This is a genomic window from Xylanimonas allomyrinae, assembly GCF_004135345.1.
In the GTDB taxonomy this organism is placed as follows: Bacteria; Actinomycetota; Actinomycetes; order Actinomycetales; family Cellulomonadaceae; genus Xylanimonas; species Xylanimonas allomyrinae.
On the sequence record NZ_CP035495.1, the window covers coordinates 3,660,799 to 3,673,463 of the forward strand.

Below are 12,665 nucleotides of genomic sequence, written 5' to 3' on the forward strand. Positions count from 1 at the left end.
GAGGCCCGCGGCCGCCAGACCGTCCGATCCGGGCCCCGCGAACGGCGGGCTCGGGTCAGCGCAGGCCCGGCAGCAGGCCCGGCAGCAGGCCCGGCAGCAAGGTTGGCAGCAGGGTCGGCGCGCGGTCAGAGCGAACCGAAGCCGACCCGGTGCGTCTCCTCGGGGCCGACCTCGACATAGCCGATCGTCGCGGTCGGAACGATGATGCGGCGGCCCCGCGTGTCGGTGAGCTCGAGGACGCCGCCGTCGGCGAGGGCCTTCTTCAAGGTCGCGGTGACCTCGTCCGCAGTGAGATCCGTCTCCACGGCCAGCTCGCGCGGCAGGTTCTGCACACCGATCGTGACTTCCACGTTCTCTCCTTCGCCGTCACGCGCAGGTGGTGCGCGCGAGAGGTGGGCCGGGGCTCCGGCGACCCGAGGGCCACTGTCGATCCTAACCAGCGGCGTGAGCCCCCAGGGCGCGGCGCCCGGAGGTTTCGCCCAGGGCCGATCGGCGGCCACCCGCCGGTACGCATGCGCGGCCGCGAGCGCCGGCTGGCCCTGACGGGGTGACGGGAGCGGCGTGCCGAGGGCCGTCCGGGCGTGCCGGGTCCCGGCGCAGCCCGTTGTCGGTGGCGCGTGGTCGGATGTGCGGCATGCCGATCGACTCCGCCCCCGGCTCGTCGCGCCGGCCCCTGCCGGGGCCGGCGTCGTGCTCGACCGCACGCAGCGGGCCGCGCTCGAGGCGGCGCGGACGGCGTCGGCGCTGCTCGTCGCGGGGGCACCCGGCACGGGGCGGACCACGCTGGCCGCGGCGGTCGCCGTCGAGGCCGTGACCACGTGGGGGCTCGATCCCGCGCGGGTGCTGGTGCTCGCCGCGTCACGGCGCGGGGCCGCCCGCCTGCGCGACCAGGTGGCCTCGGCCTCCGGCCGCACGATCGGCGCGCCCATGGTGCGGACGGCGGCGTCCGCGGCGTTCGCCGTGCTGCGGACGCGTGCGGCCGCGGTGGGCGAGCCCCCGCCGACCCTCGTCTCGGGTCCCGAGCAGGACCTGGTGCTCGGTGAGCTGCTGGCCGGCCACCTGGAGGGTGAGGGGACGGCGCTGCTGGTGCCCGACGGCCTGCCCGAGGAGGCGCTGGGTCTGCGCGGGTTCCGCCAGGAGCTGCGGGACCTGCTCATGCGCGCGGCCGAGCGCGGCGTCGGGCCCGCCGACCTCGCCGAGCTGGGGCGGGCGCACGCGCGCCCCGAGTGGCGCATGGCGGCCCAGCTCTACGAGGAGTACCTGGACGTCACGTCCCTGCGCGCGGGCACGCCCGACTCCGGCGCGCGCTACGACCCCGCGGTGGTGATCGACGAGGCGGCGCAGGCGCTCGCGGCGTGGGACGAGGAGGTGCCGGGAGGCGCCCGGCCGGGGTGGGACCTCGTCGTCGTCGACGACTACCAGGAGGCGACCGTCGCGACCGCCCGCCTGCTGCGCGTGCTGCACGGATCGGGGCGTCACGGCACGTCGACGGCGGGAGCCGACGGGGCGCGGCTCGTGCTGCTCGCCGACCCGGACTCTGCCGTGCAGGGGTTCCGCGGTGCGACACCCGGGCTGGTCGGGCGGGCGGCGGCCCCCGGGGTGTCGTCGGGTGCGTTCGACGCCGACGTCGTCGTGCTCGGCACGGTCTGGCGGCAGACGGAGGTCTTGCGTGAGGTGACGCGGGCCGTCACCTCACGTATCCCGACGGTCGGCGGGCCGCTCCAGCGCGGGGCGGCGGCCGCGGAGGAGCGGGACGGTCGTGGCGGGATGGATGTCGCCGGTGCCGGGAGCGCGGCCTCGCCGGACGTCGGCGGCGTGCCTGGTGGCGTGCCTGATGGTGTGCCCGGCTCTGACGACGGTGTGTCGCGCATCGGGCCTCACGCCGACGGGGAACCGTCCGCCGGAGCGGCGGAGACCACCCCCGGCGGTGCCGACGCCCCGTCGGGGGTGGCCGTCGCGGTGCTCGCGGGGACCTCGCAGGAGGCCGCGTACATCGCCCGTGAGCTGCGTGCCGAGCACCTGGTGCACGGCACGCCCTGGGAGCGCATGGCCGTCGTGGCACGCACGGGTGATCGGCTCGCGGCGTTGCGGCGCGACCTCGTCGCCGCGTCCGTGCCGGTCGCCCTGCTCGGCTCTGACGTGCCGCTGCGCGACGAGCCCGCGGTGGCGCCGCTGCTCGCCGCGCTGCGCGTGAGCGCCGGGCCGCCGCCGGGCAGCCTGGAGGCGGTGCTCGACGACCTCGCGGGCGGCCGTGCCACGGCCGCCGGCACCGACGCCGGCGGCCGCGCGGACGGCGCCGTTGCGGCCGTCGACGGTGACCCTTCCCGCTCCACGGGCGTCGAGGCCGCTCCACCTGCGTTCGCGCTGCTCGACCCCGCCACTGCCGCCGCGTTGCTGACGTCGCCCGTCGGCGGGCTCGACGCCGTCGCGCTGCGTCGCCTGCGCCGGGCGCTGCGCGCCGAGGAGCTCGACGGGGGAGGCGGGCGCTCGTCCGACGCGCTGCTGGTCGAGGTGCTCGGGGACCCGGCGCGCGCGGCGAGCCTGCCGGCCGCGGTGCGCCGCGGGCCGACGGCGGTCGCGCGCGTGCTCGCCGCCGGGCGCGCCGCGGCGGGCGAGCCGGGCGCGACGGCGCAGACGGTGCTGTGGGCCGTGTGGCATGCGACGGGGCTGGCCGACCGGTGGCGTGACAACGCGCTCGCGGGCGGACCGGCCGGTGCGCGCGCGGACCGTGACCTCGACGCCGTGCTCGCCCTCTTCCGTGCCGCCGAGACCTATGTCGACAGGCTCCCGGGCGCGCCCGTCGCCGCCTTCGTTGACTATCTCGACTCGCAGGACCTGCCTGCCGACTCGCTGGCGGCCGCGGCCGTGGGTGCACGTGCCGTCGAGGCGCTCACGCCCGCGGGCGCCGCCGGGCGCGAGTGGGACGTGGTCGTGGTCGCGGGCGTGCAGGACGGCGTCTGGCCCGATCTGCGGCTGCGTGACTCGTTGCTCGGGTCGCAGGCATTGGTCGAGCTGCTGGCGGGCCGCTCGCAGGACGCGCACGGGCTCGGCCCCGAGGCGCGTTCGCAGGTGCTCGCGGACGAGCTGCGTGCGTTCGCGGTCGCGACCTCGCGCGCGCGCCGACGGCTGCTGGTCACCGCGGTCGAGGACGCCGAGGACGCGCCGAGCGTGTTCTGCGACCTCGTCGAGCCGCCCGACGGGGAGGACGAGGAGCGCGACTCGCGGCGAGTCGAGGTGGACGCCCCGCTCGACCTGCGCGGCGTCGTCGCGACGGCGCGCGCGGTGCTCGTGCGGGCCGCGGCGGCGCGCACGCCCGGGCCCGACGGCGACGCCCTGGGCGCCGCGTGCCAGGCCGTCGGCTCCGGGGGTTCCGACCCCGGTCAGGGGACCACGGAGGCGAGCGTCGCGGCGGCTCTGCTCGCCGATCTCGCGGCCGCGGGCGTCCCCGAGGCCGACCCGCGCACCTGGTACGGCGTGGCCGGAGCGTCGAGCGACGGGGCGCTGTGGAGCGACGACGCGGTGGTTCCGGTGTCGCCGTCGAAGGTCGAGACCGTCACCACGTGCGCGCTGCGCTGGGCGTTCGAGGCCGCGGGTGGCACGGCCGCGGACGACACCAGCCAGACGCTCGGCACGCTGGTCCACGCGATCGCGGAGGACCTGCCCACGGGGTCGCTGCACGAGCTCAAGGCCGAGCTGGACCGGCGCTGGCCCCAGCTCGCCCTGCCGCCGGGCTGGCCGGCGCGGCAGCTGCGCAAGCGCGCGGACCGGATGATCGAGCGGCTCGCCGGCTACCTCGGGGATGCCGGGACGCCGCTGGCCGTCGAGGCCGCGTTCGACCTCGAGGTGGGGCGCGCGCGGCTGCGCGGCAAGATCGACCGGGTCGAGGACGCCGGCGCGGGCGCCGCGCTGGTGGCGGACCTCAAGACCGGGCGGAGCGCCCCGACCAAGGACAAGGCGGCCGAGCACCCCCAGCTCGGCGCCTACCAGCTTGCCGTCGAGGCCGGGGCGCTCGGCCTGCCCGACGGCACCCGCAGCGCGGGCGCGCGCCTGGTGTACGTCGGCACCGACACCGTCTCGGCGTCGCTGCGCGAGCAGAGCGCGCTCGCCCCCGAGCCCGACGGGTCGAGCTGGGCGCGGGCGCTCGTCGAGGGCGCGGCGGACTCCATGGCCGCGGCGCGGTTCGCGGCACACACCAACGACCTGTGCCCGATGTGCCCGGTGCGCCGCTCGTGCCCGTTGCAGCCTGAAGGAAGGGGCGTGGTCGCGTGAGCCGCGACGAGAACCAGCTCGGGTTCGACGAGATCGACCCGGACGCCGACGGCGTCACGCTCGGCGACTGGTCGGCGCTCGGCGCCGCGGCTGCGCGGGCCGCGGGCAGCGGCCCCGCCGCGCTCGATGCCGTCGAACCCCAGGCGGACCCCGGTGCAGCAGGGTCCGACGTCGCGGCCCCCGCCCCGGCGCCGGGACCGGGACCGGCACCCAGCCTCACGGCCCGCGAGATCGCACGTCTCATCGGACGCCACGAGCCCACCGACGAGCAGGTAGCCGTCATCGAGGCCCCGCTCGAACCGACCCTGGTGGTCGCGGGCGCCGGGTCGGGCAAGACGGAGACGATGGCCGCCCGCGTGGTGTGGCTCATCGCCAACGAGCTGGTCGAGCCCGACCAGGTGCTCGGCCTGACGTTCACGCGCAAGGCCGCCGGCGAGCTGCAGACCCGGGTCACCTCACGCCTGGCCCAGCTCGCCCGCGCCCAGGGCCGGGCGGCGGGAGCCGTCGCACCGATCGACCTGCTCGCGCGCCCGACGATCGCCACCTACAACGCGTACGCGGCGTCGCTCGTCACCGACCACGGGCTGCGGCTCGGCGTCGAGCCGGGGTCGCGCCTGCTCGGCGAGGCCAACCGGTGGCAGCTCGCGGCCGAGCTCGTCGACTCCTGGGACGGCGACCTGGGCACCGACCGCGCGGTCTCGGGCGTCGTCGGCGCGGTCATGGCGCTCGCCGGCGAGCTGGGGGAGCATCTCGTCCCGGTCGACGTGGCCCGCGCCACGCTCGACGCGATGCTCGAGCGCCTTGAGGCGTTGCCGCTCGGCAAGCGGCAGCGCTCGCGCGGCGCCGACGTCGAGAAGCTGCTGCGCAGCCTTGCCGAGCGGCGTCACCTGCTGGACCTCGTCGCCGAGTACCGCCGCCGCAAGCGGGCCGCCGACGCGCTCGACTTCGGCGACCAGATCGCGTTCGGTGCCGAGCTCGCACGGTCGGTGCCGCACGTGGGCGAGGTCGAGCGGGCACGGTTCCGGGTGGTGCTGCTCGACGAGTACCAGGACACGTCGTACGCGCAGGTCGAGCTGCTCGCCGGGCTGTTCGGCGGCGGGCACGCGGTGACGGCCGTCGGTGACCCGCACCAGTCGATCTACGGATGGCGGGGTGCCTCGGCGTCAGGTCTGGCGCGCTTTCCGGAGCGCTTCCGCCGCGCCGGCGGAGGGCACGCGGGCGTGCGGTACCTGTCGACGTCGTGGCGCAACGACGCCGCGGTGCTCGCGGCCGCGAACGTCGCGTCGGCGCCGCTGCGGCGCGGCTCGACGCCCGCCGGCAGTGGGGACGCCGCGTCGGTGAGTGGTGCCGCGGCCGGTGCGTCGCTCGGCGTGCCCGTGCCCGTGCCGGCTCCGGCCGTCCACGTCCCGCCGCTCGACCTGCGTCCGGGCGCGGGCACTGGTTCCGTAACCGCGCACGTGGCCACGACGCTCGAGGAGGAGGCCGAGGCCGTCGCCGCGTGGGTGGCGGAGCGCTGGCGCCCGGGGTCGCACCCCGGCGGGCGCGTCACGGCAGCGGTCCTGTGCCGCGCGCGCTCGCAGTTCGCGGCCGTCGAGGTCGCGCTGCGGCGGCGTGGCCTGCCGGTCGAGGTCGTGGGCCTGGGCGGCCTGTTGTCAACCCCCGAGGTGGTCGACGTCGTGGCGATGCTCGAAGCCGTCCACGACCCGTCGCGGGGGACTCGCTGCTGCGCCTGATCACCGGGCCTCGCGTGAACCTCGGCGCGGCGGACCTGCACGCGCTCGGCTCCTGGGCGCACGACCTGGCCCGCGCGGACGACCCGCGCCGGACGTCGGGTGCGCGCCACGCGCAGGACGGTCCCGGAGCCGAGGGCGCGCGGAGCGACGACGCGGCGCGCGCCGACGAGCCCACGCACGCAGCCGGGCAGCAGGGGACGACCGCGGACGACGCCTCGGCACCGGCGGTCGTCGAGGGCGACGTCGTCGACCACCGTTCGCTGGTCGACGCGCTCGACGACCTGCCCGCGCCCGGCCGTGCGGCCCGGGACGGACGCGTCCTCACGTCCGAGGGCCACGCGCGGCTCGCCGCGCTGGGCGCCGTCCTGCGCGGACTGCGCGGGCTGACCTACCTCTCCCTGCCCGAGCTCGTCGTGCAGGCGGAGCGCGCCCTCGGCCTCGACGTCGAGGCCGCGACCGCAGACGTCCTGGCGGCGCTCGCGCCGGACGCGGGCGAGCGCGTCAGCCGCCGCGGGCGCGAGCACCTCGACGCGTTCCGCGACGTCGCCGCCACCTTCGCGCAGTCGGCCGACGTGGCGACCTTGGGCGCTTTCCTCGCGTGGCTCGGCGTGGCGCAGAACCAGGAGCGGGGCCTCGACCTGCCCGTGCGCGAGCCGGACCCGGACGCCGTCCAGGTCATCACCGCGCACGCCGCGAAAGGGCTGGAGTGGGATGTCGTCGCCGTCCCGGGCCTCGTCGACGGCGTGTTCCCGACGATCGCCGAGTCGAGCGCCGGGACGCGTGCCGAGAGCGCGTGGCTGACCGACGCGGGTGCCCTGCCGTATCCGCTGCGTGGCGACGCGGCCGACCTGCCGGTGTTCCGCTGGGAGGCCGCCGCCGACACGCGCGAGCTCGAGGAACGGCGCGTCGAGTTCCGCCTCGCGGCGGGCGAGCACGCGCTCGCCGAGGAGCGCCGACTCGCCTACGTCGCGTTCACGCGGGCGCGGCGCGAGCTGCTGCTCACGGCGCACTGGTGGGGTACGGGGGCCAAGCCACGGCGTGTGTCGCCGTTTCTCGTCGAGCTCGCCGAGGCCGGTCTGGTGACCGGTGACGGGTGGGCGGCGGCGCCCGGCCCGGCGGACGTCAACCCGCGCGATGCCGACGAGGTGACGGCGTCGTGGCCGGCGTCCGACGACGTCGAGACGGGGTCACCGCGCGACCTGCTGCGCGCGGCGGCGGCCCTCGTCGACGCCGCAGCGAGCGCGCGCGCCGCACTGGTTGCCGGTGCTGCCCGATCCGGGACCGGCGCCCGGCCCGCCGCTCCGGGCGAGGTCTTCGCACCGACCGGTGTGCTGCGGGACGGTGCGGGGCACGACGTCGTCGAGCTCTCGCGCATGCTGCTGGCCGAGCGCGACGAGCGCACCGGTCACGAGGTCGTCATGCCCGCGCACGTGTCGGCGTCGGGCCTCGTGCGGCTCGCCTCCGACCGCGACGCCTTCGCGCTCCAGCTGCGCCGGCCCGTGCCCGCGCAGCCCACGGTCCACGCCCGCCGCGGCACGCGGTTCCACGAATGGATCGAGCAGTACTTCACCGCGTCGTCGCTCGTCGACGTCGACGACCTGCCGGGTGCGGACGACGGCGACCTGCCGGGAGACGCGGACCTGGAGGCCCTGCGTGAACGCTTCCTGTCGAGCGAGTGGTCGGGACGCACCCCGGTCGCCGTCGAGCAGGACGTCGAGACCCCGCTCGCGGGAGTCATGACCCGCTCGCGCATGGACGCGGTGTTCCCCGACCCGGAACGCGGCCCGGACGCCGTCGTCGTCGTCGACTGGAAGACGGGCCGGCCGCCTGCCGACGCCGCCGCGCGTGCGGCACGCGAGGTGCAGCTCGCGGTGTACCGGCTGGCCTGGTCGCGGTGGTCGGGTCTGCCGCTCGAACGGGTGAGCGCCGCGTTCCACTACGTCGTGACGGGGGAGACGGTGCGTCCCGAACGGTTGCGCACCCAGGAGGAGCTGGAGGAGCTGATCGTGACCGGCCGGTGAGTGCCCGGGGTCAGGACGCGTCCTCGCGGGTCGCCTCGTCGAGGTCGGTGAGCATCGCCTCGGCGTCCGCCACCACCTCGGGCAGACCCTGCCGCACGCCGTGCAGGAGCCAGCGGGCGAGTGCGAGCTCGCCCACGAGCAGCGCGCGGTCCACGAGACGCGGGTCCTGCAGCTCGGTCCGTCGGAGCTGGTAGGCCTCCATGATCGAGTCGACCGCGTCGGGCGGGGCCGCGACCAGCAGCCAGGCAAGGTCGTCGGCAGGGTCGGCGACCCTCGCGTCCGACCATCCGGTCACGGCCGCGACGCGACCCCCCGCGACGAGCACCTGATCGGCGGCGAGGTCTCCGTGCACGACGACGGGCCGGAACCGCCACAGGGCGACGTCCTCGAGAGCAGCCTCCCAGCGGCGCAGCAGCGGCGTCGGGACACGGCCCGTCGCGGCCGCCTCGTCGAGCTCGACGAGGCGGCGCTCGCGGTAGACGTCCGCGGTGTACGACGGCAGACCGCACGTCTCGATGACCGACACGGGCAGCTCGTGGATCGCGGCGAGCGTGCGTCCGAGGTCGGCCGCGAGCCCTGGCCCGGGGCGAGGGACTCGATGTCGAGGCGTTGCCCGTCGATGTGCCGGTGGACGATCGCCCGTCCGCCCTCGGGCAGCAGCGCCGACCCGGCGACGCGCGGCACGGTGAAGGGCAGCACACCCGCCTCCTGGTACAGGTGCAGCGACTCGAGCAGTTCCATCTCGGCCTCGAGCGCGGCTCCTGCCATCGCCGAGCGTGGCGCGCGCACCTCCCACTGCACGCCGTCTGCCGCCGTGACCACGGCGACGTCGTAGTCCCCGGGCGTGTCCTCCTGCCTGACCGCGCGGGCGTCGAGGCCGGGCACGGCAGCCGTGGCGAGCGCGGCGAGGGCGAGGGCAGATCGTGACACGTGCCCCACCGTAGTCGCGGTCGCAGCACGGTCAGTGATCCCGTGGGCGTGTCGAAGGATGCGCCGCCCGAGTCGTGGCGTTCGCGCGGCGCGCCCGCCCGGGCGGGCCGCTCCGGGCAGCGTGTGCCGACCGCCGACGCGGTGCCCGGAGCGGGCATGACGGCGCTTCCGGGCCACGGGGGCAGCGGCTACGGTCGAACCGTGCCCGCCGTCCCTGTGCCTGCCGTCCCTGCTGTCCCTGTGCCTGCCGTCCCTGTGCCTGCCGTCCCTGTGCCTGCCAGCCCTGTGCCTGCCAGCCCTGTGCCCGTCGTCGCCGCGCTCGACCTGCCGCTCGCTCGCGCCCGCCACGACCGTGCGGCCGAGCGTCGTGACCGCGCCGGCCTGCTGCCCAGCCTGTACGCCGACGCGGCGACCCGCGTGCTCCTGGTGCACGGCGACCGCCTCTCGGTCGCAGACGCCGGTGGCCGGGCGAGGCTCGCGTGGCGTGGCCCGGCGGGACTGCCGGCGCCCGCGGACCCGGCGCCGACGCCGCCCCCGCGGCCGGACGCCGCCGACGACCCGGCGGACGTCGCCCGTGACACCCCCCGCGAGCAGGAGCCGCCCCTGTGGCTCTACCTCGGTGAGCACGACGGCGTCGCGTACGTCGCGCTCGCACTCCCGCAGACGGACGCGGCGCTCGCCACGCTCGACGTCGTACCCGGATGGGCGACCTTGCGCGACCTCGACCATCTCGACGACCTGGAGCAGGGGCTGGCCACCGAGGCCGTCGCGCTCGCGAACTGGCATGCGGTGCACGCGTTCTGCCCGCGCTGCGGTGCGCCCGCCCAGGTGCGCGCCGCGGGCTGGGTGCGCTGGTGCCCGGTCGAGGACCGCGAGCTGTACCCGCGCACCGACCCCGCTGTGATCATGGCGGTCGTCGACGACGACGAGCGACTCCTCCTGGGGCACGCGGCGCACTGGCCGGCGCACAGGTTCTCGACGCTGGCCGGGTTCGTCGAGCCGGGCGAGAGCCTGGAACAGGCGGTGCGCCGCGAGGTCGCCGAGGAGGTCGGGCTGAGCGTCTGCGACGGGCGCGACGACGTCGTCTACCGCGGTTCGCAGGCGTGGCCGTTCCCGGCGTCGCTCATGCTCGGCTTCCGGGCGCGGGTCGCGGGGACGGCAGCCGACCCGGCTCCGGACGGCGTCGAGCTCACCCAGGCGCGCTGGTTCACGCGCGCGGAACTGTCGGAGCGGGTGCGGACGGGAGAGGTCGTGCTGCCGACGCGCCTGTCGATCGCGCGGGCGCTCATCGAGGAGTGGTTCGGGGCGTCCCTGCCCGGTGCGTGACCGGTCGGTGCGTGACCGGTCGGTGCGTGACAGGCCCGGTGCGTGACAGGCCCGGTGCGTGCGTGGCCGGGAGACACCTCGGCGCCGGACGCCGTGGTGCGCGGCGTCGCGACGCCGGGCGCGATGTCACGCACCGGCCCGCGCCGACCTGGGCCTGGGGTCTCGCCGGGCCACGTTCTGGGTGACGGCCGACCGTGCTCCACGACCTGCGCGGGCCGACGACCGTGGTTACGACGCGAGCGCCTTCTTGACGTCGGCGAGCGACGGGTTGGTCGCCGCGGTGCCGTCCGGGTAGACGACGGTGGGCACGGTGCGGTTGCCTCCGTTGACCTGCTCGACGAACGCCGCCGTCTCGGGCCGCTCCTCGATGTCGATCACGGTGTAACCGATGCCGACAGAGTCGAGCTGGGTGCGCAGGCGGCGGCAGTACCCGCACCAGGTGGTCGAGTACATCGTGATGGTGCCGGGGTCGGGCAGTGTCGGGGTGGCGCCGGTCATGTGTCCTCCGTCGGGGTCGGTGGTGGTGTCGGATGCGGCTGCAAGAATCGCAGCGATGTCCGCCTCGACCAACTCCGACAGCGCCCCAGGTCTTCCCGGGGCGGTCCCTGGTGCGCCCGACCTTCCCGATGCGATCCTCGACGCCCTCGACCCCGAGCAGCGCGAGGTCGCGACGGCGCTGCACGGGCCCGTCGTCGTGCTCGCGGGCGCGGGCACGGGCAAGACGCGCGCGATCACCCACCGCATCGCCTACGGCGTGCGCGCCGGCGTCTACAAGCCGACGGCGGTGCTGGCCGTGACCTTCACGGCGCGCGCGGCGGGGGAGCTGCGCACCCGCCTGCGCGAGCTGGGCGTGGCGGGCGTGCAGGCACGAACCTTCCACGCGGCGGCGCTGCGGCAGCTCGGGTATTTCTGGCCGCGCGTCATCGGCGGGGCGCCGAACCGGATCGTGGAGCACAAGGCGCAGCTGGTCGCTGAGGCCGCGCGGCTGGTGGGCGTGAGCGTGGACCGGGTGGCCGTGCGCGACCTGGCCTCGGAGATCGAGTGGGCCAAGGTGAGCCTGGTCGGCCCCGAGGACTACGAGCGCCGGGCGCTCGCGGACGGCCGGCCAGCGCCGGCGGGCTTCGACCACCATCAGGTGGCCCGGCTGGCGACGGCGTACGAGGACGTCAAGTCCGAGCGCGGTGTCATCGACTTCGAGGACGTGCTGCAGATCCTCGCGGGCATCCTGGCCGAGAACCGTGCGATCGCCGAGGAGGTGCGGGCCCAGTACCGGCACTTCGTGGTCGACGAGTACCAGGACGTCTCGCCCTTGCAGCAGTTCCTGCTGGACCAGTGGCTGGGCGACCGCACCGAGCTGTGCGTCGTGGGCGACCCGTCGCAGACCATCTACTCGTTCGCGGGCGCCACCCCGCGTTACCTGCTGGGGTTCCGTCGCCGGTTCCCCGCCGCGCAGGAGGTCCGCCTGGTGCGCGACTACCGCTCGACGCCGCAGGTCGTCGGCGTCGCCAACGAGGTGCTGCGCCGCGGCCGCGTGACGGGCGCGCTGGAGCTGCGCGCGCAGCGCCCGCCGGGCCCGCCGGTGAGCTTCGTGGCCTATGACGACGACGACGCGGAGGCGGCGGGTGTCGCCGCGAAGGCGGGGCGGCTGATCGCGACCGGGACGCGCCCGAGCGAGATCGCGGTCCTGTACCGCACCAACGCCCAGTCGGAGGCGTTCGAGGCCGCGCTGGCCGACGCGGGGATCGGCTACCAGGTGCGCGGCGGCGAGCGGTTCTTCCAGCGCAAGGAGGTGCGCGACGCCGTCGTGCTGCTGCGTGGGGCGGCCCGGTCGGCGGACCCGGACCAGCCGATGCCCGAGCAGGTGCGTGACGTCCTGACGTCGGTCGGCTGGTCGCCCGACCCGCTGGCCGCGCGCGGTGCCGCACGCGAGCGCTGGGACGCGATGGCGGCGCTGGTCGCGCTCGCCGACGATCTCGCGCGTGCGAGCCGGCCGGGGGCCCAGGCCACCGTGGCCAGCCTGGTCGCCGAGCTCGAGGAGCGTGCGGCGGCGCAGCATGCCCCGACGGTCGAGGGCGTGACGCTCGCGTCGCTGCACGCGGCCAAGGGCCTGGAGTGGGACGCCGTGTTCCTCGCGGGGATGAGCGAGGGGCTCATGCCGATCTCGCTCGCGGAGACGGACGCGGCCGTCGCCGAGGAGCGGCGCCTGCTGTACGTCGGGGTGACGCGCGCGCGGGTCCACCTGGAGGTGTCGTTCGCCCGTTCGCGCACGCCCGGTGGCCGCGCGACCCGCAAGCGCACCCGGTTCCTCGACGGCCTGTGGCCCGAGCCGGGCGGCGGCCGTCGCCCGGGGCCGAGCGGACCCGCGCCCGCGACCTGCTGACGGGCG

Annotated in this window: 8 protein-coding genes; 5 read left to right on the plus strand and 3 right to left on the minus strand. The window is 76.5% G+C overall.

Annotated features, from left to right (window positions below; all coding sequences use genetic code 11):
- Window positions 1-125: 125 nt before the first annotated feature.
- Window positions 126-350 carry a DUF3107 domain-containing protein gene (locus ET495_RS16590; RefSeq protein ID WP_129205697.1) on the minus strand — a complete coding sequence of 75 codons (225 nt, stop codon included), beginning with the start codon at window positions 348-350 and terminating at the stop codon, window positions 126-128.
- Window positions 351-690: 340 nt separating this feature from the next.
- Here ET495_RS16590 and ET495_RS16595 point away from each other — a divergent pair, with 340 nt between their 5' ends.
- Genes ET495_RS16595 through ET495_RS19550 form a run of 3 tightly spaced genes read left to right on the plus strand, consistent with a single transcriptional unit; the run spans window position 691 to window position 8,023 of the window.
- On the plus strand, window positions 691-4,269 hold the full coding sequence (locus ET495_RS16595) for a UrvD/REP family ATP-dependent DNA helicase (protein ID WP_245993159.1): 3,579 nt from the start codon (window positions 691-693) through the stop codon (window positions 4,267-4,269).
- A complete protein-coding gene (locus ET495_RS19545; RefSeq protein WP_342770124.1) occupies window positions 4,266-6,002 on the plus strand; it encodes an ATP-dependent helicase in 1,737 nt (578 codons plus the stop codon). The genes ET495_RS16595 and ET495_RS19545 overlap by 4 nt, the downstream gene beginning before the upstream one ends.
- Window positions 6,003-6,016: 14 nt before the next feature.
- Complete coding sequence (locus ET495_RS19550) at window positions 6,017-8,023, plus strand: 3'-5' exonuclease (RefSeq protein ID WP_342770125.1); 2,007 nt, start codon at window positions 6,017-6,019, stop codon at window positions 8,021-8,023.
- A 10-nt stretch (window positions 8,024-8,033) separates the two neighbouring features.
- Here the strand turns inward: ET495_RS19550 and ET495_RS16605 are convergent, their stop codons facing one another.
- On the minus strand, window positions 8,034-8,819 hold the full coding sequence (locus ET495_RS16605) for a phosphotransferase (RefSeq protein WP_245993162.1): 786 nt from the start codon (window positions 8,817-8,819) through the stop codon (window positions 8,034-8,036).
- 419 nt (window positions 8,820-9,238) lie between these two features.
- On the opposite strand from ET495_RS16605, the gene nudC reads away from it, so the two are divergent.
- Window positions 9,239-10,279: an NAD(+) diphosphatase gene (gene nudC / locus ET495_RS16610; protein ID WP_245993163.1), complete on the plus strand. Its 1,041-nt coding sequence runs from the start codon at window positions 9,239-9,241 to the stop codon at window positions 10,277-10,279.
- A 228-nt stretch (window positions 10,280-10,507) separates the two neighbouring features.
- Here the strand turns inward: nudC and ET495_RS16615 are convergent, their stop codons facing one another.
- The gene (locus tag ET495_RS16615) at window positions 10,508-10,777 is read right to left on the minus strand and encodes a mycoredoxin (RefSeq protein WP_129205699.1); all 270 of its coding nucleotides are present in this window, start codon (window positions 10,775-10,777) and stop codon (window positions 10,508-10,510) included.
- Window positions 10,778-10,832: 55 nt separating this feature from the next.
- On the opposite strand from ET495_RS16615, the gene ET495_RS16620 reads away from it, so the two are divergent.
- Window positions 10,833-12,659 (plus strand): ATP-dependent helicase, encoded by a 1,827-nt coding sequence (locus tag ET495_RS16620; RefSeq protein ID WP_425471163.1) that lies wholly within the window; start codon window positions 10,833-10,835, stop codon window positions 12,657-12,659.
- Window positions 12,660-12,665: the final 6 nt, after the last annotated feature.